Genomic DNA, 26,242 nt, shown 5'->3' with positions numbered 1-26,242 from the left:
TTCTCTTGCCCTTTCAGGCCGCTGATTCACTTCGCCGCAGTGCTTTTACCCAACAATCTCCGGCCGCTTGACCGCCACGGTCCGGACCCGCTTCCAGTCCATCCCATCCACCAGTGCCATCAACTGCGCGGGGTTCATCTGTACCCGATGATGTCCGATCCGCGGCCAGCAGAACCTCGCCTTCTCGAGACGTTTTAAATAGAGGCACACGCCGGAGCCATCCCACCATACGATCTTGATTCTGTCGGCTCTTTTGGCCCGGAACACATAAAGCGCACCGTCGAACGGATCTGAGCCCGCATCGCGCACCAGCGCAACAAGCCCATCGATACCCTTCCGCTTATGTGCTGCAGCACATAACCGCAATTATGTGGAGCACATGATTATGTGGAGTCCGCGGCGGTGGAGGCCGCCCGCCGCGGTTCTCTGGGCGCGTTCACTCCGCATAATTGGACGGGCGGCCGACCGTCCTGAGCATCGCCAAGAGTTTGTCCGAGGCACGGAAGCGGCCGGGTTTCAGCATGGGCGGCGCCATCGCGGCCAGCGCTTCCAGTTTCTCGGTCGGATCGGCTCGCAGGTAGACCTCCGTGCTTTGCAGGCTCGCGTGTCCGAGCCAAAGTGAGACCTTTCGAACGTCACGGGTCGCCCGCAGCGTATGCATCGCACAGGTGTGACGCAGAACGTGCGGCGTCACCCGCTTGCCGGCGATGGACGGCTCTCTCCGTGCTGCGGTGGCGACGTGCTTGGCGAGGAGATACTCGAAGCCGGAGCGGGTCATTGCTTGTGCCTTGGCGTTTACAAACAATGCCGGATCGCTGCTCTCAGGGCGTACCTTGAGCCAAGCCTTCAAGACGATAGCGGTCTCCTTCCAGAGCGGCAGGACACGCTCGCGACGGCCCTTCCCGATGATGTGCACGCTGGACAGGCTATGACGGTCGATCTGATCGATGCGAAGGCTGACCAGCTCTGACACGCGCAGGCCCGCGGCGAAGGCAAGGTGCAGCATGGCTCGATCCCGCACGCCGGAAGCGGTGCGCGGATCTGGGGCATCGAGCAGAGCCTGCAGCTCGTCGCGGGTGAGATAGCTGACGAGTGCTTGGTCGGCCTTCTTCATCGGAATGGCATGAATCCGGCGCGCCTGATCGAGGCATGATGGCAGCCTGTACTCCAGGAACCGGAAGAACGCGTTGATCGCAGCTAGCCGGGCGTTGCGCGTCCGCGCCGAGTTGCCGCGCTTGCGCTCCAGATGCTCGAGGAACGACAGGATGAGCGGAGCATCGAGCCGCTCGATCTCAAGCTGCGATGGTCGAACCTTCAGCCTGTCTGCAGCGAAGCATACGAGGAGCTGGAAGCTGTGCGCATAGGCCTCACATGTGTGGGGGCTGGCATTGCGCTCCCTTGGCAGGTGCTCGCGCAGGAAACTGGTCAAGTGCGGGGCGAGCGTGGTCATGCGTCACCTCCAACGAGCAAGGCCTCGCCATCTCTGGCGATTTGCTTCATCAGGATTGGTGTCGCCTGCAGATACCAGTAGGTGTCGGTCACATGCGCGTGGCCAAGGTAGGTGCTGAGCGCCACGATATGGCGGGCGACCGCGTCGCGATCATGCTGGCACTGTTCTAGCGAGCGGACGGCGAAGGTGTGGCGCAGGTCGTGGATGCGCGGCTTCCTCGGGGAGGACACGCCTTCCAGGCCCGCTGACGTGAGCAACTGAAGGAAGACGCCCTTCACGGTGTTGTAAGGGAGCTGCCCGCCGGGGCCGGACACGAAGAGCGCGAGGTTCCTACACCCAAGCTTCGCGCGAGCCGCCAGATATCTGTCGAGCGCCCGCTCCGTCGTTGCATGCAGCGGCAACAGCCAGTTCTTCTGGAACTTCGTCTGCCGGATCAGAAGGCCGTCAACCGTGACGTCATCGAGCTGTAGCGCCAATGCTTCCGAGATACGCATGCCGGTTGCAGCGAGCAGGCCAAGCAAGGTCACATAGGTGAGCGGCCGCATCGACCCAGCAGGTCGGAGAGCGGCCGCAGCCCGGATCAACTCATCGATCTCGTTCGGCGTGTAGATGTAAGGTGATCGTCGTCTGACGACGGCGTTCCCGAGCGCATCCGGTGCAGGAACTTCGTGACGTCCATCTTCCGCGTGCATGGCCAGAGCAAACCGCCGCACGGTGAGCAGGCGGTTGCGGCGCTGTTCCGGTGACGGGGCGCGGGCAGCCCAAGCGAGCGCGCGGGCGTTCTTGACGTGCCCGTCGCCGTGCTCCTCGGCGAAGGCGACGAAGCCCCTAAGCAGGATATGCTGGATGCGGAACTTGAATCCCAGTGAGCGCTGCAGGTCTACGTATCTGGCAAGATCTTGGCTCAACATCGCGCTTCTCCCGGCCACGGCTGCGCGATCTGCTGCAGCATGAGAATGTCGACCTTGGCGTAGTGCGCGGTCATATCGGGCGACCGATGTCGGAGCACAGTTCCGACCATGTCGAGCGTCGCGCCGCCCCGCAGCATGGCAGTCGCCGCCGAGTGCCGGAGCAGATTGGTGCCCTTCGAGGGCGCGGCGATGCCGGCCCTGTCGAGCGCTCGTCGGACAACACTGGAAACGGTTGATCCGCTGAGCGGCTGGAATGGTGCTTTCGACGTCAGAAACAGTCGGTCGCAGACAGCTCGAGATCGGCCACGATCCAAATAGTCGAGCACGGCGTCGCCCGCATCCTGGGGTAACGGAAGCCTTGTCTCGCGACGACCCTTGCCACACACCGAGAGCGTTGCCTGTTGCCAATCGATATCTTCGAGGCAAAGCATGACGATATCGCCGGCTCGCAAGCCCAGGCGCGCTAAAAGGAGCAGAATGGCCCGATCCCGAAGGCTGGACGGCGTGGCCGAATCGCACGTCGCGATCAGGCGATCTACATCGGTGGAATCGATGTAGCGCGGTAGCGCCGACAAACGCCACTGCGGAATGATCGGCACGGCGTGGTCGAGCCCTGCTCGGCAGAGGCCGCACGCACTGAGAAAACGCAGGTAACCTCTCAACGCCATGGCCATCGTCTTGACGTAGGCCATTGAGGCTCGCTTCGTCTCCGCGACAATCACCGCGCGGATGAGATCAGCGTTGTATCGTCCTGGCATGCTTCCAAGCGCCGGCAGCATCCGCATGACCATGCGACCGTGCCGATTGATCGTCCGGTCCGAGATGCCGCGATGCCGTCGCAGCCACTCCTGGAACTCGCATACCTGTCGATTGGGAGCCGGTGGCGCGACGTGCGCTGCACGCTGCACAATCCCGCGCTTTGCCAAGAACTCGACAAACCTGCGCGCCCGCCTCACATACTTTGCTGACACGCGGTTTAGTCGTCGAATGCCGGGACAACGGCAACGATGTCGCGCGAAACGATGCAGGACACCATCATCAATATTGCCGATCGCGAGTTCTGCCTTCACGAGCCAGCAGGCGAAGTGACGAGCAGAAGCCTCGTAGCCGCCCACTGTCAGGCAGGAATGTCCCTGCGCCCCTAGATCGGCCACAAACTCCGTTACCAGCGGGGCGAGTTCGCCCGCATCCATGCTGCGCTGACAAATGCAGCGACTTTGCTTTGGCTTGGCCATCGGCGGCATCCTCTCGTTGCCATTAAGACAGCGAGGGAAACCTCGAATTATGCTGAGTCAGAACCCTCCGGCTTCGGTGTAAACTGTTGATAGCAAGGAAAAACTGCGATCAGCTTACAGCCAACTCTGCATAATCATGTGCTCCACATAATTGCGGAAGTCGACGGGATGGCTGGCCAGGAACACCTTCACGCCGGAGGGGATCATGCCGAACGTACCGCCCGGATCACCCGCTGTAGCTGCGCCTCGTCGACGTCCACGCCGGCGCGCACGATCACCTCGCCAATGGCAATTTCGATCACCGCGCCTGACACAGACGCCATCTCACCCCCGCAACTCGAGTGCCGCTCGCGATAATGTCGTTCCGCCCGAGCGTCACGGCGCCACGCGAACAGCTGCGACGGGTGAATGCCGATCCGACGAGCGATCGCCGATACGCTCGCGCCAGGCTCCAGCGCCTCTGTCACAATTTGCGCCTTGAACTCGTCCGACCAGCGTCGACGAAGCTGCCGCGGCGCTCCCTCAAGACGGTCGGCGACCGCTTCGATCATATGGAAGGTTCTAGTTCCAGAACTAGGCGCAGACATAGAAGCTCACATCGGCTCACAAACTCAGCAGCCGATAGCCGATTGCTCACCCCTTGCGCCAGACGGGGTCTCTTTTCCGCTTACGATTATCACAGTCTTCGGCGGAAATCTGCTGCAAGGAGTGTTAGCCGTTCTTGCGCTGTACGGCTTCGGCTTGCGACCTTAAGGTAAGGTGCCAAGGGGAGGGGCCCCTTTGCATGGCCGAACGAATGGTTCGGAAACAAGAACGTCTAGTGTCTCGGCAATCCGATCGAGAAGATCAATTGTCGGGTTCGCCTGGCGCTCGAGACTGCTCATATAGGAGCGATCAATCTCTGCGTCGTGCGCCAGTTTTGCGGGATGCCGCGCTCGACGCGCATCCGGCGCATATTGTAGGCCACAAGCGCACGAGCTCTCATGCGCGTAGGCAGACATTTGGATGCCCGTTAAACCACTGCCTTCGACCTGTCTATAACTTATCAGCAAAGCGGGGTCTTTCGTCCGAATTATTAAATGTCTGTCACAGATCCTCGCTCCCCCAAGCTGTTCTGCAATTCATGGCTTGGTGCAAATATCGAGTTCGATTTCACGCGTCACCTCGATGATGCTCTCAGGATGGTGGCCGGTCTGCAAACGGGCGTATTTCAGAGCTTGGGCGCGGTTGACGAACAGGCCGCCAAAGGTGCCGCGTCGTTCGCGGGCAATCCAGTTGCCGGCCCGATTCCTGCCAACAAAAACGATCCGCGGACCGGGATCATGCGAAGGCAACCCGAAGAGCTGAATCATCATCTCCTCTCAGTATGTCCCCTCAGCGATCTGAATCGCAGAATCTCCAGGTAACGTTTGAAAGCATCATCGCGGAACCAGCTTGTGACCAGCAGGTTGTCGAGCTGTGAGGCTACTCACATGCGGCCCATGGATTGGATTCAAATATCGGGTTAGCCGCAGGCCACTCCTAGGTTCTGGCTTTCGTAGCGCCGAGCGTCGATCTTGACTTGAAAGAATACCTGAAGCGCGAACGCAGTTCTCCTACCAGTTCTAGGGCGAACAGGGATTCCGCAAGGATGCTCGGCCAGAATACGCCAAACACCGAAAGTAGTGCAGGGCATGCGTGTGCATGTCCTGTAGAGTGTCAGTGCGGCGGCAGCACGCGTAAACGATGCGTTCCACGCGCAAGGCTCGCAGAATCGGCATGCATTGGATGGCGCGTCATCGGGTTCGGCACCAATCGTTTGTCCGATGGCTTTCCAGAACGTCCGCAGTTTACTGCCGCAACCCATTGGCAAGCAGGGTGTCGGAGTAAATTTAGCGATGTACTAAGCTAGAATACTGCTCCGTAAGGCAATACTCGCAGGGAATCTGCGTCCGTGGTGTGATTTGAGCAATCTCGCCCCTCAGTTGTCGTCAAAGCGACCTTCTCTTTGACGCTGAGGGTGGGGCATTCGGCACGCTGGATGCCACTGCGCTTAAGTCGTCCCGCCGACACTGCGGAATCGGAGCTACGACCGCGCTCGCGGCGCTACGCCGCAGAACATTGGCTCTCTTGCCGCGCGGCCTGATGGCTGCAAGAACTCTTCGTAAAATCACAGTCCTTCGATTTGGAGATCGGGCCGTGGCAATGGGCATTGTGAAGTGGTTTAACCCGAAGAAGGGATATGGCTTCATCAGGCCGCAAGATGGAGGGCCCGATGTCTTCGTGCACATCAGTGCAGTTGAAAAGGCAGGCTATACCGGACTCGAGGAGGGCGCTCGGGTCAGTTACGAGCCGAAGGCCAGTCGCTCGGGCAAAATGTCTGCCGAAAATCTTCAGTTGGCTAGTGTGATCCGCGCGCGGACGAGGTTGCGAGCGATGGGCTTCTCTCAACTTACCAGGTTCCGGCGCCATCCGCGCGACGGGCTCCGCGCTCCCTCCCGGCGCTATATGCGCTACATCATTCTCGGCCGAGGATGCGCGTGGACGGCCGCTGCTGGCTCCGCTCACCCCAGCGCTGAGGGCTTTCGTGATGGGCGTCGTCCTTGTGAGGTGGTCTTGAGGAGACGCAGACTTGCGAGTCTCGGACGAGAGCTGCGTTCGCTGGTTCGCTCACCCGTACATATCGCCTCCGTGCTCCCGTCATGCCGTTCTGGAGCGATAGAATGCAAGCGCAGTCCTCTCGACCGAGGACCGAATGCTTCGCAGGTTTGGTGCTCCAGCTCGGCAAAGGCTCTTGGCAACCTAGTGCTGATCGATTTCGGAGGTCGTCATGCACACCGCGCTTAGTTTGCTCGCGATTTGGCTGCTGATTAATGCGCTGTTCTTTGTCGCAATGACACCGGTCAAGTCTGGCCCGTAAGGCTCGGGTGACGGGGAGGGCCGGCGGAATGCAAGCAGGATCCGCTGCGCGCTGTCCGTTGCTTATCTTCCGGCTCGAGCCGCGGCGGGCGCTACTCCGGTTCACTCGCTCCATCGGCTCTGGATTGGCGCCCCTGCCGTCAACCAGGCGCGGTCGGCCGATGCCGCTGCGCGTAGCAGAGCGGTCCCGTCGCTGAATTGAAGGGATCGGTCAGGGCCGGTCGGGACCAGCTCATGAGGACAGCACGAACTCGTGCCTTGCACTTGCGCGCTGCTCCCCTTCGCAACTTCTGCCCCGCAATTCGCTCATGCCGAGCGCGCCGGAGGACCTCGTTGTGCGATATGCGGCTCGGAGCAGCGCACGTGAACGGCAGATCGCAGCGGCGCCATCAACGATGGCTGACCCTCGTAGCCGGTCGCACAGACTTGCTATTTGATAAGCGTCTGGCGGCGCCAGCTCTCGACCGCCTTATCGAGTGCGGCGGCAGTGCTGGGATCTGACCAGCGGTCCCAAAATTCAATCGTGCCGCTGAGTGGCTCGTTGGCGGGCTTGGCGATCCGAATCCGCGTGGGCAATAAAATCGCATCGCCCACCACCAGGGCTTCGCCCGTGTCAAGAATTGGCAGTAGATCCCCAAAACTTCCGAGGCTGTCGGGTAGCAGGCGGCGGACCACCGTTTGATCGTCGCCATTGGTCAGCCGCATGGCAATCAAATTGTTGCACTGACTGACGACGGTACGATTCACCTCCGCCGGACGCTGGCTGATCACGACCAGGCCGACGCCGTACTTGCGGCCCTCCTTGGCGATGCGCTCGAATATCGCGATCGCATTCTCAGCAGCGCCGGAACTCGCATCCTGGGGAATGTAGAGATGAGCCTCGTCACAGAAGAGCGCCACGGGGTGGCGGGCGCCCTGTGCGCTCCATTGCTGCACCTGAAAGGCCATGCGCGCGACCATTCCGACAATGAGTGGCAGAATGTCCGAGGGCACTTCCGAAAAGTCGACCACCTTTACGCCGCCGTGCCCGCCTTTGGCGGCGCGGCTGCCCAGCAGCAGTGTCACGGCTTGCTCGAGCCACGCACAGCTATCCGCAACGCCTGTGGACGGGAACAGGAACCCAAGCCGACGGTCGGTGCGCTTGCTTTGCAGGCGTTGAATCAGGCGGCTGAGCTTGCCGTGAAAGTCGCCTTGCTTCTCAGCCCTCGCCCCCGGCACCATTTCCGTGTTGAGGCGATCAAGCTCAGCAAGGACATCGTCCAGCGCGAAAGGGACAGGACTGTCGATGGTAAAGTTGGCCAGCACATCCTTGTGACCCTCTGCGGTCAAAAAGCTGGTCTTCGCATCGACGATGGCACGGGACATGACCATGGCTTGGTTGGGCGCGTTCTGGTCGGTGCGGTCAACGAACATCGAGACAAGTGCTTCGTAGCTCATGAGCCAGTACGGAAGATGAAGCACGCCATCCGACAACGCTTTGCCTGCCTCGATATCGCCCGGACCCGCCACGCGAAGATGCACGAAGCCGTCGCCGGCCATGGACGCATATTCGCCGTGCATGTCGAATACGATCGCGTTGGCGCTCTTCAGCTCAGCCACTTGCTCAAGAAGCCGGGCAGTCGTCCATGATTTGCCAGAGCCGGTACTTCCGACCACCAGCGCGTGGCGCTGAAAGAGCCTGTTGCCGTTGACATAGGCCTCGGCGTTGAGATCAAGCGTGTAGGAACCGAGTGACAGACGCTGGGTTCCGGCGGTCACCTCAGAGATCACGCCCATGAAACGGGTGAGCCGTTCGCCCTCAAGCGCAAAGCACCGGGCGTCGATCTCCGGAACGGTTTCGAGCGTGCGCCGAAACACGTTGGCGCGGACCCCGTCCCGGTCAAGCAGCGTACCAATGAGGGCGATGCGCACCAGGTTAACCTCAGGGAGAGCCTCCTCGGCTCGTTCCAAGTCGGCCACTTTCGCTTCCTCGAGGGCCGTGCGCGTGATCTTGTGGATGACCCCGATCAGCTTATGGCCTGCTAAACTGCTTTGCAGTGCCACCAGCCGATTGACTTGGAGCGCCCGCAACGCCTCAATGTCATCGACACGAACAATCACGGTGGCGGTGTCGACCGATTGAACGCGACCGAGCGCCTCTTGATCGTCAAAGTCCAGGATGCTCATGCGTGTGTTCCTATGATGTGATCGAGAAAATGCTCGAGACGCCAAATCGGCTTGTCTAGATCGAACCCTGTCGGCGCGTGGTGCATATATGCGCGTGCGCCAGCGGGGCCTTCTTCGACGGCGAGATAACGCCGGCAGCGGCCGCCGGTCAGAAAAGCCTTTGCGCTCGGCGTCAACTCCTTCGTGACAACGACCAACGGCACGGAATCACGGTCGCAGCGCTCGACGAGCTTGGTTTGGACATGCTCGTCATTGAAGCCGTAGCCGACGCAGAAGTAGGAGCGGGCATTATCCAAAGCCTTGTCGCTGCAGCTCAGGATCGTGCGGAATGGCTCGCCATGGGTTAGTCGATATTTGTCAATGCCGGGCGTGATCATGAGCGGCGTGTATTTGGCTGGAACGATGAGAGCGCTTCTGACGCCGACGATCTGGTTGGCGGCGTGCTGAAACCAATCGAGTGAGCCATGGACCTTCCAGACCGCCACGGTGCGCGATTGTCGCCCGTTTACAGTCACACGGGTGTTTGCGTCTCGTGCCCTTGTCTGCAGGTAGCCATAGTTGAAACCCGTGAACGTGCTCACGTCTGCCGCGTCGGCTGCATATTCCGCCAACCGGTCATAGTTGGGCGTCACGACGTGAAGAGTGGTATGCGTGCTGTCGAACAGGTGTCGATAGAGCCGGGTGAGCGGCAAGGCGTCGCGATCGGCTAACACCGATGCCAGGACGGCCAGATCGGAGGGCAGCAGAAACTCCCGCGTGAGGCCTGCAATGAACGTCGTTTGACGTTCGCTCGGGCGGACTGCCTGCAGCGCATTCAAGGTCGGTGCCAGCTTTAATCCGGACGAGGAACGAGGCCCATTCGGAGTTCTCTTCAGCTGTCCATCCAGCGGAGGGCGGGGCCGCGGACAATTCCGCTGCTAAGGCACCCATACCCGGCACCCCATGTGCTGCCGAGGCGCCGCTCCCAAGTATGATGACAGGGGTTAGGCTCAGCGCGCTTTGTGCGAATTCCTGCGCGATGTCCGCGTCGCTCTTCACCGCCATCGTCTCTCCGCCATCAGACCAATGATGCTGAGTGTGGCGGCCGAAGGCCTTGTTGCGTCAGGCGAGCTTGATCTGTGTGGCCTAAGGCCTGCAATAATCGCCGATATGGCACGTCAAGATGGCAGATGCACTCGTTCGGGAGCGTCCGCCAATGTCCCGAGGACGACCTCGAATGGATCCTTGACAAGCTCAATCGTGTCATCGGGCACCCAGCAAGCCGAGTTTCCGCTTCTCGATGAGCAGGTTGGCCGTGCGCGCCAGGACACCCGGTGGCCTGCGGGCCCCGTTGCTCGCGTTGTTGATTGCTTCCTCGTCAGTGCACTGCGACACCGGACATCCTCCGGCAAGATGATCGCCGCGTTGAGCAAGAATATCTCAGCGACGGAGCGGCGCGCGGCGAGGAAGCCGGAAACCGTCGTGCGGTATTTCGCCGGCTCCGCAAACGGTTGTGACTGGTATGAATGACATCCTTACTTATTTGGTCGGCCGTCAAACGCCATCTTCTGGGTGAGCGCATCGGTGATTGCTAACGGACTGTCCTGTGCCACTACTTAGGTGCTGGTAGGAACGAAGCCTCGAGAGCGAGCCGACAATTCAAAGAAACTACCGCAACAGCCGTCTACCACGTCACTCCACGTGAACTTGTCGAAAATAGCCGCGTGGGTGCAGTATTTAATCGCTGATGTGCGAGTTTTTGCGTCAATGCCCCGCACTTTGGCTCTAGGTAGTATGGCTGCCTGGCACCGAGCGGCGCAAATCCGCTGATCTGCCCCGCGCTACAGATGTCTAGTTAGAAGACGGCCCAACTCTCTTGCCGATGTGCTCGCGCCATAGTCCCAATCTCTTGATGCGGTAGTCGGCGAGTTCGCTGGAGGGTGCCAAAGGTCAGTCCGATGTCTGCCGAAGCCATTCGACGGGATAGCGCCTCAACGATGGCTGCCCGCGGAAGCAAAGTGGCAGAAGCAAGATAGAAGGCATCGTGCTCTTCGGCCTGATCGTAGGTGCGGCCGTAACCGTCGGCCACCTGCGCGATCCTGGTCAATTTGTGCCCGAGGAGAATGTGCCAATATTCCTCCATCACAGTGGCCCGCTGTCGCTCAATCGTGTGGCAATCGTTGAGGAGCACAGCCCATAGGCCATCGGTGCAGCTGAGCGGAGCGCTCATCGCGGACCATTCATCGCAAGCAATGACCGATAAACGCTCAACGAGTGCGCGAGGGGAAAATCTCGTCTCCGTCAACTTGAAGAGCCGCGTCCCGGCTACTGGCAGCGGCATTGCGACTAATGACACTATGCATTCCGGGAGTTTTATGACTACAATTTGAGGTAGTCATCACCGTCCTTCAATTGAAAACATGCATAGATACTTACGGGCAATCATTTACGTGCTCTTCCCGCTTGCAAATAACAGCGTCTTGGCGATTTCGGCTTATTGGTTCAATTTTGCTGATTTCACCGGCCATCGGTTTATTTGCTACATAACGGTAGCATGCGCGCTCGCCGGGACCGTCATCGCCTTGCGAGGATTCAAGGCGCACGACCTTGGCCCGCGCCCGTTGCTGTATGCTCTGGTAGCTCACTGTCTCACGATCATTGTTGTATTTGCCGGCATCTATCGAGGATACGGACTCATGTTCGGTGGCTTCTGCGATGAGAAGCTGTACACGAAATTAGAAAATCTATGCGTATCGAGCAGCAATGATTGGATAAGCCCGCTCTATTTTTCTGTTGTGACGTGGACAACGCTCGGATACGGCGATTTCATCCCGCCCCACGAACTGAGGCTAGTCGCAGCTATTGAAGCGCTATTTGGCTATCTGTTTTTCGGAATAGTTGTTGGCATTGCGACAGCAATCATCAGCCAACGCGCGGCTTCTAACGGAGGGCCAGCACAGCAGCCATAATCAGTGGGACAAACGCGAGCACGATAGCGAATATGCGAGCCCGCTTCTTTTCGGGACTCTTGTCGTCGAAAATCCAATGCGTCCGCTCGTAAATCCACGCAGTCATAGGACTTCTCCGTGCCGCGAAACGCTTATCTAGAATAGGGATCATCTATCCGATTCTCTCTTCGGCCCCTAAACTCGTTCAATAAGCGCCCACAACCTCCTAATAATCCGTTAGCCAACAGCTCGTCGCGCCTCCCACTGACCCGCGGGAAGCGCCTCACATGAGAAGATCGCGACAGTCTGGTCGCCGCGATCTAGACCCCAAGTTCATAACATTCGTAGGGCAGACAGCGTTTGAACACTGTGACGCTGGTCAATTCCGAGAGAGGAAAAACCTCTCATCCGGAGCTTGGTTCCTGCGCAAATTGGCTCACCGCCTGTCCTTTGCCGGAACCCAGCCTCCTCCAAAATATAGGGGCGCGCAAGCTGAGATTGCAGGGGCCCGGCCTGAATTACGCCGAATTTAGGCGGTTTGGGACGCTAATCGCCACAGCGCCGGGCTGGCCGCGCCAATCAGCTCCACGCCCTTTACCGGAGGTTGAATTCGGGGTGCGCCTGAATCGATCTCTGAATATTTTTAGGCTTGCGGTGTTTGCGCCAAAATACCGGAAATCCGAGCCTAGCCGGCCAGCATCATCAGCAACGCCCGCCCGCTTGTGCCTGGTCCGAAACAGCCGGCGGTCCTCATACCGTGAGTTTCCCCCGCTCGGTAAAGTTTACCGTCAAGGCGACCCCGCTCTATCCCAAATTTTCCCGAGCGGTAAACGGAAGGTGGGGTGTTCCAACGAAAGCTAAATTTTCCCGCTCGGGAAAGTTTGACTTGACGAGAAGCCGTAATGCACTTTAGATTCCCGCTCGGGAAATTCGCTATGACCAATATTCCTGATACCGCCACTCTTGGAACCCTGGTTCGCCAGCGGCGGAACGCACTGGGCTTACGACAGCAGGACCTTGCATTGGCTGCCAATGTCGGCGTGCGTTTCATAGTCGATATTGAGAACGGAAAGCAGACCAGCCAAATCGGATTGGTCCTCAGACTGCTCAAGGCGCTCGGGATATCGCTCCAAGCCAACATGGCGCCAGCGCCCGTGTTGCCCGTCCAAACGTCGGACGACGATAGCGGCATCTTCGATCCCGATAATCCGATAATCCGGCACCACCCCGATGAGAATCCAGGAAAACGCTCCGGCAGTCGCCGGCGACAGTCTTGAGGTCAGCTACGAGGACAGGCTGGTGGGTCCCATCCGCCGGCGAACTGAGGCCGTCCAGGATATCGAATTCGCCTACGACGAAGCGTGGATGTCGGACCCCAATGGTTTTCCGGTTTCAACTCGCATGCCGCTGTCTCGACGTCTGCACGAGCCGGACGTCGTCTATACTTGGTTCCTCAATTTGCTTCCGGAGGGCCGCACGCGCCAGACGATCGGTGCGATCCTTTGCGCATCCACGAAACCGATGTTTTCGCTCTTCTGGAAGAGATGGGCGAAGACCTTCCGGGGGCGCTCGAGAGATATCTCGCCCCGCAGACGAAAGGCCGAAGCGCAATCCGAAATACCGGAAGCTGACCGAAGCTGAGCTGGCGCAGACCATTCGAAGGCTTCCGGAGAGGCCGTTTCTCGCCGGAGAAGAGGGGATCCACATGTCCTTGGCTGGCGCTCAGGACAAGTTGCCCGTCGGTAGTGTCTCAGTTTGAATTTGGGTCGTCATAGTGCCGTGGTTCAACCAAGTCCCCGGCGATGTCGTGCCCTAGCTTTTCGAAATGACCCGCCTGATCGGTTCTAGTTAGCCACCGTTCAGCCACCATGAATTCAGCCGCGACCTCGGCCAATAAAGAAGAGGGGCTAACTCCTTCGGGAAGATCAGCTTTAGATACCTCTGTCAGGGTTGAACGGACGGCATCAGCAAGCATGTTCTTTAACGGACGTGTCATAACCGGGCTCCCTTGCGAAGCTTACCGCTAGCTCTTTTTCCACCGGGCCGCCGCCGCCGCTCTGGCGATCTCAGACCGCTCTTGGGGGGAGAGCACCCTTGCACGGGCCTTGGCACCTTTCTTACCGCCCTTGGCACGGTTGGGGGCCTTTCCCGTGGGTTCTTCAATCTCCCCGGTAGCAATTCGGCCGACCAAGATGGCGGCTCCGATCACGTCGCCGGGGCGTTTCTCACCCTTTGGTCCTCGGGGCATTAAGCCGCCTCATCCTGATCGTCTTCGCTATCCCTATTCAATAGATCGGCAGCCCGGCGCTCTGCAACGTCATCCGCAAAATCTAAGAAGAAAGATAGTTGAGGGTCGTCGGGAAACACCTTGTTCATATGCTCCATGTCGCAGATTGCCCGATAGACGTCGCTCGCAATGCCGTCACGACGCTGGCGAGTGGCCTTCTGGCGCAAATTTGGGGTTCCGCCCTTGTCGGTATCGAACCACATACGATGTTGCCGACCGTCTTTCTCCAAGAGCATTACGCATTGTTTGGCTCTGTATGAGAACCCGGCTTCATCCAAACGGGTAGCCTGCCTCAGAACTCGAGAGACTTGCTTGCGTAGAAACTTGCGCACGTCCTGCGGACGTGGGGCTAAGCGCCTGTTTTCAACGGCCCAGGTTATGAAGTCGTCCGGATCATTGGCGGCCTCACCCGTAATTTCTTCCCATTCATCCCATGCACGCAGTAACTGATCGTCGAAGTTAGCCATTCTGGCCTCCTATAGTCCGGTCGGGACCAGTCGCCCCCAACCATCCACGAATTCCCAGTCCATCAAGTGATTTCGGATGCTGTCCTGATACTTACGAAGCCAAGCGTAGTTCTGACGCTTGTGCTGAATCTGCCCAACCACAATCGCCGGATGCAGCGCCAAGCGCGCAGCGAACGCGATCACGTCCTGCTCGGAAATGAACGCGCCCTTTCTCGCCAGAAACGAACTCAACTGTGCTTTAGGGATGCAGAATTCCACGGCAGCGTCATCTGCCCTTCTTTCTTCATCCGGCTTATCAGCGTGCTCGTCAAAATGGGTGGCGTCTATTTCGTCCACCGGCGCAAACAATTCCTCTCTGCCGTCTCCCTGTAGAACGTGTTCAAGCTCATGGCGAAGAACGAAAGCAAAGTTGTCGAAGCGATCTAGGCGAGTGGTCATTCCGATAGCAGGCTGACCGTCAATCCAGACGCATACGCCGTCAATCTTTGACTTCGGTAGAGCCTCAACCAGCGCAAAGCGGACGCCACAAGCCCGAAGAATATTCGGGACGTGGATCAAGTCGTCCTTGTCTTGAAGATGCGCCCTAATGCGATCCAAGCTCTTTCTAAGGGCGCTCTCAGAATACAGCGGGGTTTCCTGCATCTTCGCAATCGTCATCACCCGATGCAGCCATGCGTATTGGATCGGCGTAGTGTTCTCGTAACCGCTGCTCTTTTTGGCCGCGTGGGCCGTGATTTCGCCCGCTCCAATAAACGGAATGTCTTCTACCCGGTTCTTGCCGAAGAACCTGAGCATTTGGAGGTCGAGCAATCCCGGCTCGGTATCCTCGATCCATCCCCGCTTAATCATTTCGCGAACCGGGAAGTGCGCGACCCACGACGCGCGGGTCCGCACCCCCGGATCAACCGGTTTGACTCGATTAAGCTCATAGAGCTTTTGCAAGTTCGCGAAGAACTCGGCGGGCATATCGAAGGCGTCACCCAGCGCGGCAGCCAAGTCCGGGGTGATGTTGGCCTTGCCGGTGAGGAGCGGGTTGAGCTGCTGCACCGACATTCCAAGGATGTACGCCAGATCCACCTGAGACCAACCACGGGCCTCAAGCTCCTCTGTGATGAATGTGCCGGGATGGTCCACGGACGCGATTTTGACCTGTGCCATCAGTGATAATCCTCGATACTGATTACCGTGACAGTGGGCGGCCTAGTGGTTTCGTCGAGCGAGAACACGATCCGGTATTTTTCGTTGATCCGGACTGACCGATAGCCATCACGATCCCCCTTTAGTTTTTCGTAGTGCAAGCTTTTCCAGTTCCTCAGTGCACGATCATCCGGCGCGGCACGAATGAGGGTCAGTTTTCGCCTTGCTGACCGAATGACGGGGACAGGAAGCCGCGTTTGTCCCGCGTCTTCCGTCTCGACCAGTTCCAGTATTGGGTCAGCGAACACAATGTCCATCTGCGCCGTATGACATTGATTCTTATATAGTTCAATGCCATTTAATGCAATGGCTTAAACTGAACTTTATGCTTGACAATATCGGATTTTTTCAGTCAAATCGGCGGCATGAACAGGCTTTCGGTCGAAACCCGCGTCCAAATCCTCTCCATGCTCTGCGAGGGCGGCAGCATGCGGTCGATTAGCCGGATTACTGGCGCATCGATCAATACGGTGACCAAGCTGCTGATTGACGCTGGCGAGGCTTGCGCAGCCTTCCACGACGCGACCGTCCGTAACGTGCCCTCGAAGGCCGTCCAGTGCGATGAAATCTGGTCGTTCAGCTACGCCAAGAACAAGAACGTCAAGTTCGCCAAGGCGGCCCCGGCCGACTCTGGCGACGTTTGGACGTGGACCGCCATCGATGCCGACTCCAAGCTGATCGTTTCTTGGCATGTTGGAGACCGTGGTGCGCGCGCCGGAACGGCCTTTATGCACGACCTGAAAGCCCGGCTCGCCAATCGCGTCCAGCTCACCACGGACGGCCACAAGGCCTATTTAAAGGCCGTTCTGGATGCGGGCTTCGATGCCGACTACGCAATGCTGAACAAGATTTTCGCGACGGACTATTCCGGTCCCGGCCGCTACGGCCCGCCCAAGTGCATTGGCGCGATCAAGAATCCGATCATGGGCAATCCAGACCCGAACCTCATCAACACGTCGTTTGCCGAGCGCCAGAACCTCATCATGCGCATGTCCATGCGCCGGTTCACTCACTTGACCAATGCGTTCTCGAAGAGGTTCGAGAACCATTGCCACGCACTGTCGCTGTACTTCTTCTTCTACAACTTCTGCAGGGTTCATAAGACGCTTGGCGCAACCCCGGCAATGGTGTCGGGCTTGGTCGATCACGTCATGAAGATGGAAGATGCCGTGACCCTAATCGACAAGCGGACTGCTCCGGGTCTGCGCGGCCCCTATAAGAAGCGGGACCCGGACCAGATTTCAAACTGAGACACTACCTGCCCGTCGTCCAATATCCGGATGGCGCATTAGGGCTTGCGCTCGACGGTATGCCGACGACCCACATCCTCAAGCCGGCCAACAAGAGATTTTACTCCGCCGTGGAGAATGAGGCCTTTTGCCTTCGCCTGGCCGCCGCGGTGAAGCTGGCAGCTGCGGAATGTTCGATAGGGAAGGCGGAGGACGTTGAATATCTTTTGGTGAAACGCTACGGTCGACCGGTCCGAAGTGGACGGGTTCGCCGGTCGAACGATACATCGCCAGCACCTGCCGCAGCATGCTGTCGAACCTCAAGACTGATCCCAAAGACGAACCGGAGGAAGACGAGCAGGCGGCTCCGGCCGGGCAAGTTTCCGGATTCTCGTGATTAACTGTCTGAACGCTTAGGAGCGCGACGGCACCCGGAGGGTTAGCTGAGAGTGTCGTGGTGTGACTAGCACATCTCGAGCTCTTGCAGGCTTGCAAACAATCTGCTCAATCTGCGCCTGCGATAATTCGACGTGCCAGATCGTCGGCAACAAGATTGGCTGCCCGCCCAGATGTCTCTGCTTCCCGCAGGACGGAGACCAATCGAGAGGGAATCGCGCGCACGCGACCTTCAACACCGCCCGCATTTTCCCCGAGGTACTCAGCACAGACGTTGATGATGCCGCCGGCGTTCACGATGTAGTCGGGTGCGTATACGATGCCCCGTTGCCTCAGCAACTCACCATGATGTTCGTTCGCGAGCTGGTTGTTGGCTCCCCCGCAGATCAGTTTGAATTTGAGATTTGGGAGCGACACATCATTGATGACGGCCCCCAGTGCGCATGGTGCGAAAATATCGGCCTCGACGCTCACGATCTCTTGGGAATCGAGCTGTTTCGCTCCAAATTTCTGTGCGAGCGCCTGTGCGCGCGCGGTGTCAACGTCAGCTACAATCAGTTTCGCACCCTCCTTTGCCAACAGATGGCATAACCTGCTGCCGACATTTCCTAGGCCTTGGACGGCGACAGTCGCTCCGCGCAGTGACAGTCCCAACATTTCCAGGGACGCAGCCTTTAGACACTCGAACACGCCCAATGCGGTCCAGGGTGAAGGATCGCCCCCGGCTGCCTCGCCTTCAGTATGCAATCCAGCAACGAAACGAGTGCGGCTTCTGACCGTGTGCATATCGGCGACAGTCGTGCCAACATCTTCTGCCGTAATATACTGGCCGCGCAGGCTGGCAACCGCGTCGCCAAATGCGCGAAACAGCGCTTCGCGGTCAAAGCTGCTGCCAGGCGGCCGTTGGATAACAGCTTTGCCTCCTCCAAAAGGCAGCCCTGCAATCGCATTCTTGTAGCTCATGCCCCGAGAAAGCCGCATGGCATCTACGACCAACTCTTCAGTGTTCGTATAGCTCCAGCATCGTGTACCGCCGGCCGCAGGTCCACGAGCTGTTGAGTGCACCGCAATAAGTCCGGTTAGTCCGGTTGCTGGATCCTTCAGGACGTGAAGCCCCTCGTGAAAGTCGAAATAGCGCGAATGAATCATCTTCATCTCCCTTTGCGGGGAGACTAGTGCCGAAGCTGCCAAAAGTTTTTGCGCAGTTTGCGCAAGTTTGCGTATTTACAGCATACTTTATGCGCGGACAGGCGGCGCGCGGCGATCCCGTATGCTCGACCAAGTAGGCAGCGCTTTTGGAGAATGCGTGACTGCGCAATCGAGATCGCAAGACTGCGGGGTTATCCCAACATCTGTCGGGTTGGTATTTAAAAGAAAGAGAGATTTGCCCGAATTGGCAATCCAATAACGACTGCGCCTGCGCCCAATAGGAAGACCCTAAAGGCAGTAGACGTTATCGCTACGGCTTTGAAGATGCGCATTTGGGGAACGTTTGCGAGATTCAAAGCCGCAGTGCGATGCTTTCTCTCGATCGGAACGTTCACGAGCGAACGCGCTGTTGGGGCTTTCGGACACCACTTCGGGCGCCCGGCTTTCGCTTCGTAGGGCCCGGGTCGGAATCGAAGCTTACCGTGCAGGCCAAGCGATCAAATGGGGCCTGGATCACGCCGTAGACGGTAATACTGGCGTCCGTTGTTGTGAATTTGTAGAATCGCCTCAGGATCGGGTAGCCGGTCGGAATGTTGAACACCTCCTCGACCTGGCCGGTCGCGGGCGCCGCATCGATAATGATGTCCGTCTTTGTGACGTTGATGTCGTGCCGGGCCAAGGCGTGCGAAACAAAGCTTTCGCTGAACTCCTCGATGATCTCCTCAGCCACGTCGGACGAAAGGTATGTTGAATCGTACAAGAACGGGAGGCCATCGGCGAAGATGGTCTTGCGGACGCAAAGCATCGGTCCCTTTGGAGGAGCGAATGTCAACATCGTTGAGTCGCTGATACGTTCTCGCGTGATCGACATCAGCTTTAGTGTTGCCCCCTCATAAGAGGGCATCGTCACATCGAGCCTTCGCAGGATCCGATCCTGCGTCTTCACATAAGTCCCTTTGCCAGCGACCGAGACGAGCATGCCAGCTGCCTGAAGGTCCCGAAGTGCGCGCTTGACCGTGATCAGGCTGACGCCGAACTCTTCGCCGAGCGCCGCCGTCGACGGGATCAAGGCATCGGGAGCATACGTACCATCCTGGATGCGCTTTAGAATCTCTTCACGAACGGTCTCGTGGAGCGACGATGTTGCTCGAAGCCGTGAGTTCAGCATGGACATGCGGTTGCTATTTCCCAACCCGGATCAGTCAGTGGCCCAAGCACTAGTACCATCGCTGTTCGCGAATGGCTCGCTATTCCAGTTGACATTGCTAGCATACCTAGTATGTAAACTCCATAATGTCAAATTTCGGGAGAGGACGTGAGGGTGCGGGAATGCCGCAGCGGCCGGGCGGGTCCTTGGTGGCTTGACGCACAAGTTCCTGAAAACAGCCGGCAAAGCCCCAACCGCTGAACGGGCGGACGGTGCGGCGGGTGCGCATCCTTGTCGCCTAGCGGAAACGCGTCAACGTGAGCGGAGCGATGAGCTTTCTAGAAATACTGCGAGGAATCTACGCGGGATTTGGGGTTACGGCGGCGGTGGCGGGCCTCGGCTTGCTGTTCGCGATACCGTTCGCCCTCATTGCGGGTGTTCTGCAGCATTCTGCAGCCGGCCCCCTGCGGTGGGCGGTGACCGCCGTGATCGAATTCTGGCGAAGCTCCCCGGTCATCGTTCTTCTTTACGCGTTTTACTACTCGCTGCCAGCCTTCGGTATCTATCTCTCTGCGCTCATGGTCGGTGCCATGGTGCTGGGCTTGAACATTGGGGGCTACGGAAGTCAGTCAGTGCGAGCCGCGCTCCAGTCGCTCAACAAGGGTCAGCGAGAGGCAGGTCTTGCGCTTGGCCTGTCGCGCTTCGATGTCCTTCGGCTGATCGAGCTGCCGCAAGCAATTACGTCGATGGTCCCAAACTTTATCAATCAGGCCATCCAGCTCATCAAAGGCACGACGCTTGTCTCGCTCATCACACTTGCTGACATGACGTTCAGAGCCAAGCAAATCTCGGAGCTGAGCTATAACCCGGTCGGCATATACTCGGCGCTCGCTCTCTCCTACATCATGATCTGCTATCCGGTTACTATTTTCGGTCGCCGCCTTGAGCGGCGCATCGCGGCTCGGAAGGCACGCTGATGAACTTCAATATTTCATTCGCGATCGAAATCATTCCGCGTGTCCTTGAGGGCATCGGGAACACTGCGATAATCGCCATGATCAGCTTCGCCGGGGCGGCCGCTCTCGGGCTGACGTGGGAATTGTTGCGCCGCTCTCATCCGGCGCCACGACCCATCGTCCAATTCGTGATCGATGCGATTCGATCGACGCCTGCGCTCGTTCAAATCTATTTTCTGTTCTTTGTGCTGCCCTATTACGGCATCACTCTTCCTCCGCTGCTCGTAGGCTCTTTGGCGCTGAGCTTCTATTACTCCGGATACATGGCCGAGGTCTTCAAGGCTGGAATTGATGCCGTTCCAGTCGGGCAGAGCGAAGCCGCTCAGAGCCTCGGCTTGAGCTGGTCCGACACCATCGGTTTTGTCATCCTGCCGCAGATGCTGCGGAACGTAGCCGCGCCGCTCGGCGCCTACTCAATCTCCATCCTGAAGTCGACGCCACTTCTGGCCGTGATCTCAGTGCCCGAAATGCTGGGCAGCGCATTGGATGTCGCCTCCGACACATACCGGTACGCCGAGCCCATGTTCGTTGCCGGTATTCTCTTTTTGGCCATGTCGTTGGTCGCTGTCTTCTGTATCAGCCAGCTTGAGCTTCGGCTCGGGCTGACAGCTCCCTCCCATTGACATCTGGAGGTCCCCATGGCTCCGCAACCGAGCACTTCTACCGCAGCAGTGACGATCGAGAAGCTGTCGAAGTGGTACGGCACCTTTCAGGTTCTTCATGATATCGATCTGTCGGTCGCCCCCGGCGAGCGGATCGTGGTATGCGGCCCATCAGGCTCCGGCAAGTCGACTCTCGTCAGGTGCATCAACCAGCTGGAGACCCACGAAATGGGTCGTCTCGTCGTCAACGGCATTGAACTGCGCAAGGGAATGAAAGGGCTCGCCGAACTGCGGCGCGAAGTGGGGATGGTCTTTCAGCAATTCAATCTCTTCCCCCACCTAACCGTGCTCGACAATTGCACGCTTGCCCTCGTGAGAGCCCGCAAGCTGTCCAAAGTTCAAGCCGAGGAGATCGCTATTGAGAACCTCACAAAGGTGCGCATTCCCGAGCAGGCGCGTAAGTTTCCGACGCAGCTCTCCGGCGGCCAGCAGCAGCGCGTCGCAATCGCGCGTGCGCTATGTATGAAGCCCAAGATGATGCTGTTTGACGAGCCTACCTCCGCCCTGGATCCCGAGATGATCAAGGAAGTTCTGGATGTTATGACCGAGCTTGCGAGAGAGGGGATGACGATGATCTGCGTCACCCACGAGATGGGGTTCGCTCGCGAGGTCGCCGACCGCGTCATTTTCATGGATGCAGGCAAGATCATCGAGCAGGCCGCACCGGCCAAGTTCTTCAAGGCTCCGGAGCATCCGCGCGCGCAGCAATTCCTCAGCCAGATGCTGCACTGACTTAAACGGGAGACCCCTGCCTCAGCAGCAAGTTCGCGCAAGAGCGCTTGGGCCGGACAATGACCGCAAACTAATCTTCGAGGCGCGAACCGCTCAAATTCCATGCGGTCCGAACAGGATCGTCGCCGGAAAGGGAGGAGGGGCGCGCGCGGTTGACATAGAACGGCACTCGGCGGGGGGCATGATCGACTCGGAGGCCGGCAACTGAGCCGCCTCTCCCATATCCTGGCGTCCGCCGCAAAGCCGAGGCGCGCCCCACATCAGCATCGAACGCTTCATCGAACTCACAATTTGGACAGAAAATCCGCAGCTGCTTTAAGCGCTGGCCAGCTGGACAATCCGATGGGGCGCGGCTTGCACCCTGCCAAAGAAAGCCGATTGCCCGGGCGTTGCCGCATCCAAGTAGCGCTCCCGCTTGCAACCGAGATGCCGGATCACCGGGGTTTAGGGAGGTGACCCGATCAACTGTGTGCGACCAAAGCCCCTCCGCCACACGGCACGATGTTGGACCATGCCGGGCGGGTGTGTCGGACAGAAAAGATATACCTACTATGTCAATATCTGCTTTTCGCGTTGACATATTAGGTATACGATGGCCCGTCGCTTGCGCGAGTTGTGGTTCAAGCCGTCATATCTTCGAGGAGTGTAGTGATGGAGATTTCGCCGCCCGTTTGGCCGGGCAACGATGAGATCGTCGAGAGGCTCGTTCGTCTGTCGACGAATATGGCCGAAGCGGAAATCGATGCTCTGGTCATTACGTCTCGCCAAAACTTCGAATATTATACGGGCTTTCAAACGCTGTTCTGGACGTCGGACACCCGCCCGGTGCTTGCTATCGTGCGAAGTGACCGCAGCGGGATTTCCATGATCTTGAATCGTGGAGAGGAGCGCAATGCTCGCACCGTCTGCAATCCGGCGGTTACAGCTGTCTATTATGATGGCTTCACAGAAGAGGCCGTCGCTGCGGCGGGACAGTTTTTGGCGGATCTTCCCACTTCGTCGGCAGTCGGTTTTGACTTCGGGACGGACATGTTCGGCCGAGGATCAATCGCCCTGATTGATTTTTTGCGCGAGTCGCCGCGCAATTTCCAGCTCTCCGATGCGGCTGATCTCATTTGGCGGCAGCGCCTCATCAAAAGCAGGCATGAACTGCAGGCAAAGCGCGATGCCTGCAAGATTGCGACTGACGGCTTTTTCGCTGGACTGTCGGAATTGCGAATGGGAATGTCCGAATACGCGTTCGGCCAAATCTTGAAGCTCAAGATGATTGGATTGGGCGCCGATAGTGTTGACTGGCTTCCTGTCCGCTTTGCGCCGGTTGGTGGGGCCTACACGCGTCCGAATCGTGATCGTAGGTTAAAGCAGGATGATTTTATCTGGGTTGATATCGGCGCGCGCCGTGCCGACCAGATCAGTGATCTCGATCGCGTCGCAAAGATAGGAAAGGCAACGGCTGAACAGTGTGATCTCTACAGCTATGTCCGCAGTGTGACTCTGCGGCTGGCGGAAAAAGTCCGTCCGGGGATGACGGGGGGTGACGTGTTCCGACATTTCGAAGAACTTTGGTCCGAACGCAACTTGGACCGCATCGCAAGTGCCGGTCGCATTGGCCACGGTTCAGGCTTGGCTTTGACAGAGCCGCCCTCGCTCATGGCCGGTTCGAGCGAAGTCATCCTCGAGGATATGGTGTTGCATTTGGAGCCCAAGATCGAGCGGGCCGGAGGCACCTTCCAGACCGAAGAGGTGTTTCGGGTCACGCCGAACGGCCCCGAATTTTTGAGCGACCTCGCGCCTGAAAAACTTCCCGTTGTGGAACTCTAGCCTGTCAATCGGGAAGGGAGGAGGCGATCCCGTTCCGCTGCTGTGCAGTCGGGTTTTGGATTTCGCATCCTCCCTGTCCCCGCGAGGACTCAATGAAAAGCCGCGTTTGGACCACTATCGACTTCGAAACCGCAGGCATCCAATCTGATTTTGCCCGGGTGCCATATTCCTCCGATACCTCCGCCTACGGCTGGCTGCCGGTCCCAATGCTCTGCTTCAAGGGCGAGGCTGGGCCGACAGCTCTTCTGACCGCCGGCACGCATGGCGACGAATATGAGGGACAGGTCGCACTTCGCAGATTGGCGCGAGATCTTTCGACGACGAAACTGAACGGCAGAGTTATTATCCTGCCGGCGTTGAACCATCCGGCTGTCAGGGCCGGGCGTCGTAATTCGCCGCTCGATGGCGGCAATCTCAATCGGCTATTCCCCGGAACATCCGAAGGGGGGCCCACCGCAATGATTGCCCATTTTGTTGCGACGGAGCTCTTCCCTCTGGCGGACCTGGTCATCGATTTGCATTCAGGTGGAAGCTCATTGGACTATCTTCCGCTTGCCTTGGCCCATCCTGGCCGGAGCGAGTCCGAGAAGCACGCTGTTCATCGTCTGCTGACGAGCTTTGCCGCTCCCTACAGCCTTCTCACCGACGGCGCCGGCGGGGGGGCAGGCACGACGCTTTACGCGGCTGCCGAACAGCGCGGGATACCAGCGATCACCACCGAGTTGGGACGCGGCGCGACGCTCTGGGAAGCGGGCCTGTCAATTGCCGAAGGCGGACTGCGGCGGGTCTTGCGCGATTACGGACTAGCTCCTGACATAGCGGTAGATGAGCCGGCACAAAGCCGCTTTTTGCAGTATCAGGGTCCGTCAGCTTCGATTTATGCACCATGCGATGGTCTTTTTGAGCCGCTGGCGAAGCCCGGCGACTGCGTCGAAGAGGGACATATAGCCGGACTGATTCACCCGCTCGATCATGCCCTGGCAACGCCTGTTGAGCTTAGATTCGCTACGCGCGGTATCGTGGCCTTTAGGCGGTTTCTGACACTCACATCCACCGGCGACGCACTTTTCGGGCTGGCAGCGGAGCCAGCGAAACAATAAACCTGCCACCCCTGACCCTGAGCTGCGCTGTTATGGCGGTCAGATGTTCTTTAGCTTCGGTTGGATATCTTTCTGGCGCCGCGGCGCCTCTCGACAGAACAGGGCTACGGACCAACTGACAATCCGTTCGCCAACACACCGGATCGAGCTGGGCTGGCCAGCGGGCCTTCATCATAGCAACCAGGAGCAGCCCGCCGAGGCCTGCGCCCAGTGCCGATGCCATAGCTCGTGGCGAGATCCAAACGGCCTCTACCAACGCCGGCACGGTTCAGATCACTTCAACTCGGCCTCCAATCCGCGGATATTGTCGTTCGTTATCTAAGGTCATCGAGTTGAACCGAACAGCTTGGCAGCTGCACTTTTAGCCGGTGCCGCGTCGTCTTGAAGCTCAGCAGGTTCCCGGAAAGGCCAGCCTGGATGATCCGGTCCACGGCAAGGGGTTCGGAATCGGACCAGGAAGTCACATGCAAATTCGGATCATCATAGGAGAGCAACACGCAGGGAATAAGCGAGAGACCCAACTGCGAAGCACAGAAATAGCGATGATGACCATCCATGATCACCCAGTGGCGGCGTTCGACCAGGATTGGCGTGGTCCACCGTCCACTTTCAGCGATCGTGTTGGCAAGGGCCCGAGCACCTTCGATGTCGATTTCCTCGCTCGGTCGGAGTTGGCCAACTTGCAGTTTGACGACGTCGTATTCTGACGTGACATTTACGCTGTCGAACATACCTGATCTTCCGCTCTTATTGATCGCATCTTGTTGGTTCCAATCACTGGACAGACATCAGCTTCCGGCGAAACCTGGATCCTGACTCCGTGACGTGTCCGCGCATAGTCTGCACGTGCTATGCCAAAAGAGCGCGAAAGCAAGCCAGGTCGCATACACCGAAATCGTTAGACATTGAGCAGCGGCGGAGCCCGTCGAAATGCACGCGACGATCAGCATGTCTAGTGCACAAGAACGGTAAGCTTGCTGGCTAGCATCGTATGAGCGGCGAAATCCGCCAGAGTCGATCCAACGCCGTCGTGCCGAGCTGCCTCCCCCAAACGGATTGCTGGCGCTGGACTTAGACAGCTCGCTTCACCATCAGGCGCACAGCGGCACAGGTAGGCTGTCGCATTTGCCACATGGTGTCAGGCCCACGACCTTCAGGTCGGAAGTTAGGCTTGAAAATAGAGCTATCCGAACTGGCATGAGCCTTGAACGGCATGTCATTCGGGTTGGCTTGATACGAGGAGCTGCGGCGGTGGATGACCGACTAATCTCTCACTTCTTGCTTCTACGGGTCGGGCCGCAATCCGTCACGGTGCGCGCTCGCCCTTGATTGCCCAGCCTCGATTCTGCCGAGACACACCCCGCCCATGTATGTTGTTGATCGACTGGCTCCGCGTTCGCCTTCTCCGCCTAAGACGCGCGAGCAGATCCGTTCGCTGCGCCGAAGCGCTGG

At 58.5% G+C, this 26,242-nt stretch carries 26 protein-coding genes and 3 pseudogenes; 12 read left to right on the top strand and 17 right to left on the bottom strand.

The window, feature by feature from the left end; genetic code table 11:
• Positions 1–45: 45 nt before the first annotated feature.
• From tnpB to RX327_RS31810, 7 genes and pseudogenes are all read right to left on the bottom strand, one after another.
• On the bottom strand, positions 46–309 hold the full coding sequence (gene tnpB / locus RX327_RS31840) for an IS66 family insertion sequence element accessory protein TnpB (RefSeq protein WP_317248198.1): 264 nt from the start codon (positions 307–309) through the stop codon (positions 46–48).
• A gap of 127 nt (positions 310–436) precedes the next feature.
• Positions 437–1,450: a tyrosine-type recombinase/integrase gene (locus RX327_RS31835; protein WP_283088156.1), complete on the bottom strand. Its 1,014-nt coding sequence runs from the start codon at positions 1,448–1,450 to the stop codon at positions 437–439.
• Positions 1,447–2,361, bottom strand: a complete 915-nt coding sequence (locus RX327_RS31830) for a tyrosine-type recombinase/integrase (RefSeq protein WP_317248197.1) — start codon at positions 2,359–2,361, stop codon at positions 1,447–1,449. Before RX327_RS31830 ends, RX327_RS31835 begins: the two co-directional genes overlap by 4 nt.
• The gene (locus RX327_RS31825; protein ID WP_317248196.1) at positions 2,355–3,596 is read right to left on the bottom strand and encodes a tyrosine-type recombinase/integrase; all 1,242 of its coding nucleotides are present in this window, start codon (positions 3,594–3,596) and stop codon (positions 2,355–2,357) included. Before RX327_RS31825 ends, RX327_RS31830 begins: the two co-directional genes overlap by 7 nt.
• A 377-nt stretch (positions 3,597–3,973) precedes the next feature.
• Positions 3,974–4,147 (bottom strand): annotated as a pseudogene (locus tag RX327_RS31820) (transposase); the annotation flags it as partial.
• A 198-nt stretch (positions 4,148–4,345) separates the two neighbouring features.
• Positions 4,346–4,581: pseudogene (locus RX327_RS31815) on the bottom strand (helix-turn-helix domain-containing protein).
• Between the two features lie 136 nt (positions 4,582–4,717).
• Positions 4,718–4,948 (bottom strand): hypothetical protein, encoded by a 231-nt coding sequence (locus RX327_RS31810; RefSeq protein WP_317248195.1) that lies wholly within the window; start codon positions 4,946–4,948, stop codon positions 4,718–4,720.
• A gap of 826 nt (positions 4,949–5,774) precedes the next feature.
• On the opposite strand from RX327_RS31810, the pseudogene RX327_RS31805 reads away from it, so the two are divergent.
• Positions 5,775–5,975, top strand: a pseudogene (locus RX327_RS31805) (cold-shock protein); the annotation flags it as partial.
• Positions 5,976–6,923: 948 nt separating this feature from the next.
• Here RX327_RS31805 and RX327_RS31800 read toward each other — a convergent pair.
• Positions 6,924–8,660 carry an ATP-binding protein gene (locus RX327_RS31800; RefSeq protein ID WP_317248194.1) on the bottom strand — a complete coding sequence of 579 codons (1,737 nt, stop codon included), beginning with the start codon at positions 8,658–8,660 and terminating at the stop codon, positions 6,924–6,926.
• A complete protein-coding gene (locus RX327_RS31795; protein ID WP_317248193.1) occupies positions 8,657–9,478 on the bottom strand; it encodes an SIR2 family protein in 822 nt (273 codons plus the stop codon). Before RX327_RS31795 ends, RX327_RS31800 begins: the two co-directional genes overlap by 4 nt.
• Before the next feature lie 421 nt (positions 9,479–9,899).
• Here RX327_RS31795 and RX327_RS31790 point away from each other — a divergent pair, with 421 nt between their 5' ends.
• Positions 9,900–10,169, top strand: coding sequence for a hypothetical protein (locus RX327_RS31790; protein ID WP_317248192.1), 270 nt, complete (start codon positions 9,900–9,902; stop codon positions 10,167–10,169).
• Positions 10,170–10,494: 325 nt separating this feature from the next.
• Here the strand turns inward: RX327_RS31790 and RX327_RS39355 are convergent, their stop codons facing one another.
• Positions 10,495–10,782, bottom strand: coding sequence for an ImmA/IrrE family metallo-endopeptidase (locus RX327_RS39355; protein ID WP_410712208.1), 288 nt, complete (start codon positions 10,780–10,782; stop codon positions 10,495–10,497).
• Positions 10,783–11,089: 307 nt separating this feature from the next.
• On the opposite strand from RX327_RS39355, the gene RX327_RS31785 reads away from it, so the two are divergent.
• The 3 genes from RX327_RS31785 to RX327_RS31775 all read left to right on the top strand — a co-directional run bounded on the left by RX327_RS31785 (position 11,090) and on the right by RX327_RS31775 (position 13,228).
• The gene (locus RX327_RS31785; protein ID WP_317248191.1) at positions 11,090–11,608 is read left to right on the top strand and encodes a potassium channel family protein; all 519 of its coding nucleotides are present in this window, start codon (positions 11,090–11,092) and stop codon (positions 11,606–11,608) included.
• Between the two features lie 914 nt (positions 11,609–12,522).
• Positions 12,523–12,864 (top strand): helix-turn-helix transcriptional regulator, encoded by a 342-nt coding sequence (locus RX327_RS31780; RefSeq protein WP_317248190.1) that lies wholly within the window; start codon positions 12,523–12,525, stop codon positions 12,862–12,864.
• Positions 12,818–13,228, top strand: a complete 411-nt coding sequence (locus RX327_RS31775; RefSeq protein WP_317248189.1) for a HipA N-terminal domain-containing protein — start codon at positions 12,818–12,820, stop codon at positions 13,226–13,228. Before RX327_RS31780 ends, RX327_RS31775 begins: the two co-directional genes overlap by 47 nt.
• Before the next feature lie 109 nt (positions 13,229–13,337).
• Here the strand turns inward: RX327_RS31775 and RX327_RS31770 are convergent, their stop codons facing one another.
• The 4 genes from RX327_RS31770 to RX327_RS31755 form a co-directional block, all read right to left on the bottom strand.
• Positions 13,338–13,583: a hypothetical protein gene (locus RX327_RS31770; RefSeq protein WP_317248188.1), complete on the bottom strand. Its 246-nt coding sequence runs from the start codon at positions 13,581–13,583 to the stop codon at positions 13,338–13,340.
• 251 nt (positions 13,584–13,834) lie between these two features.
• Positions 13,835–14,341: a hypothetical protein gene (locus RX327_RS31765; protein WP_317248187.1), complete on the bottom strand. Its 507-nt coding sequence runs from the start codon at positions 14,339–14,341 to the stop codon at positions 13,835–13,837.
• 9 nt (positions 14,342–14,350) lie between these two features.
• On the bottom strand, positions 14,351–15,499 hold the full coding sequence (locus RX327_RS31760) for a helix-turn-helix domain-containing protein (RefSeq protein WP_317248186.1): 1,149 nt from the start codon (positions 15,497–15,499) through the stop codon (positions 14,351–14,353).
• Complete coding sequence (locus tag RX327_RS31755) at positions 15,499–15,795, bottom strand: type II toxin-antitoxin system RelE/ParE family toxin (RefSeq protein ID WP_317248185.1); 297 nt, start codon at positions 15,793–15,795, stop codon at positions 15,499–15,501. The genes RX327_RS31760 and RX327_RS31755 overlap by 1 nt, the downstream gene beginning before the upstream one ends.
• 108 nt (positions 15,796–15,903) lie before the next feature.
• Here RX327_RS31755 and RX327_RS31750 point away from each other — a divergent pair, with 108 nt between their 5' ends.
• Positions 15,904–16,788, top strand: coding sequence for an IS1 family transposase (locus RX327_RS31750; RefSeq protein WP_317248184.1), 885 nt, complete (start codon positions 15,904–15,906; stop codon positions 16,786–16,788).
• A gap of 59 nt (positions 16,789–16,847) precedes the next feature.
• Positions 16,848–17,168 (top strand): HipA domain-containing protein, encoded by a 321-nt coding sequence (locus RX327_RS31745; RefSeq protein ID WP_317248183.1) that lies wholly within the window; start codon positions 16,848–16,850, stop codon positions 17,166–17,168.
• A gap of 103 nt (positions 17,169–17,271) precedes the next feature.
• Here RX327_RS31745 and RX327_RS31740 read toward each other — a convergent pair whose 3' ends face one another.
• Together RX327_RS31740 and RX327_RS31735 are read right to left on the bottom strand one after the other, a co-directional pair.
• Positions 17,272–18,318 (bottom strand): Glu/Leu/Phe/Val dehydrogenase, encoded by a 1,047-nt coding sequence (locus tag RX327_RS31740; protein ID WP_317248182.1) that lies wholly within the window; start codon positions 18,316–18,318, stop codon positions 17,272–17,274.
• 385 nt (positions 18,319–18,703) lie between these two features.
• Positions 18,704–19,486 carry a GntR family transcriptional regulator gene (locus tag RX327_RS31735; RefSeq protein WP_317248181.1) on the bottom strand — a complete coding sequence of 261 codons (783 nt, stop codon included), beginning with the start codon at positions 19,484–19,486 and terminating at the stop codon, positions 18,704–18,706.
• A 302-nt stretch (positions 19,487–19,788) separates the two neighbouring features.
• Between RX327_RS31735 and RX327_RS31730 the strand changes: the two genes are divergently transcribed.
• The 5 genes from RX327_RS31730 (at position 19,789) to RX327_RS31710 (ending at position 24,790) form a co-directional block, all read left to right on the top strand.
• Positions 19,789–20,436: an amino acid ABC transporter permease gene (locus RX327_RS31730; RefSeq protein WP_317248180.1), complete on the top strand. Its 648-nt coding sequence runs from the start codon at positions 19,789–19,791 to the stop codon at positions 20,434–20,436.
• Positions 20,436–21,098 (top strand): amino acid ABC transporter permease, encoded by a 663-nt coding sequence (locus RX327_RS31725; protein ID WP_317248179.1) that lies wholly within the window; start codon positions 20,436–20,438, stop codon positions 21,096–21,098. The genes RX327_RS31730 and RX327_RS31725 overlap by 1 nt, the downstream gene beginning before the upstream one ends.
• 15 nt (positions 21,099–21,113) lie before the next feature.
• A complete protein-coding gene (locus RX327_RS31720) occupies positions 21,114–21,869 on the top strand; it encodes an amino acid ABC transporter ATP-binding protein (RefSeq protein WP_317248178.1) in 756 nt (251 codons plus the stop codon).
• A 651-nt stretch (positions 21,870–22,520) separates the two neighbouring features.
• Positions 22,521–23,690, top strand: a complete 1,170-nt coding sequence (locus RX327_RS31715) for a Xaa-Pro peptidase family protein (protein WP_317248177.1) — start codon at positions 22,521–22,523, stop codon at positions 23,688–23,690.
• Positions 23,691–23,782: 92 nt separating this feature from the next.
• Entirely contained in the window at positions 23,783–24,790 is a 1,008-nt protein-coding gene (locus RX327_RS31710; RefSeq protein ID WP_317248176.1) for a succinylglutamate desuccinylase/aspartoacylase family protein, read from the top strand.
• Between the two features lie 314 nt (positions 24,791–25,104).
• Here RX327_RS31710 and RX327_RS31705 read toward each other — a convergent pair whose 3' ends face one another.
• Complete coding sequence (locus RX327_RS31705) at positions 25,105–25,521, bottom strand: ParB N-terminal domain-containing protein (RefSeq protein ID WP_317248175.1); 417 nt, start codon at positions 25,519–25,521, stop codon at positions 25,105–25,107.
• Between the last annotated feature and the right edge of the window lie 721 nt (positions 25,522–26,242).

This window comes from Bradyrhizobium sp. BEA-2-5, from assembly GCF_032918025.1.
Lineage (GTDB): Bacteria > Pseudomonadota > Alphaproteobacteria > Rhizobiales > Xanthobacteraceae > Bradyrhizobium > Bradyrhizobium pachyrhizi.
This window is presented reverse-complemented; position numbering and strand designations above follow the sequence as displayed.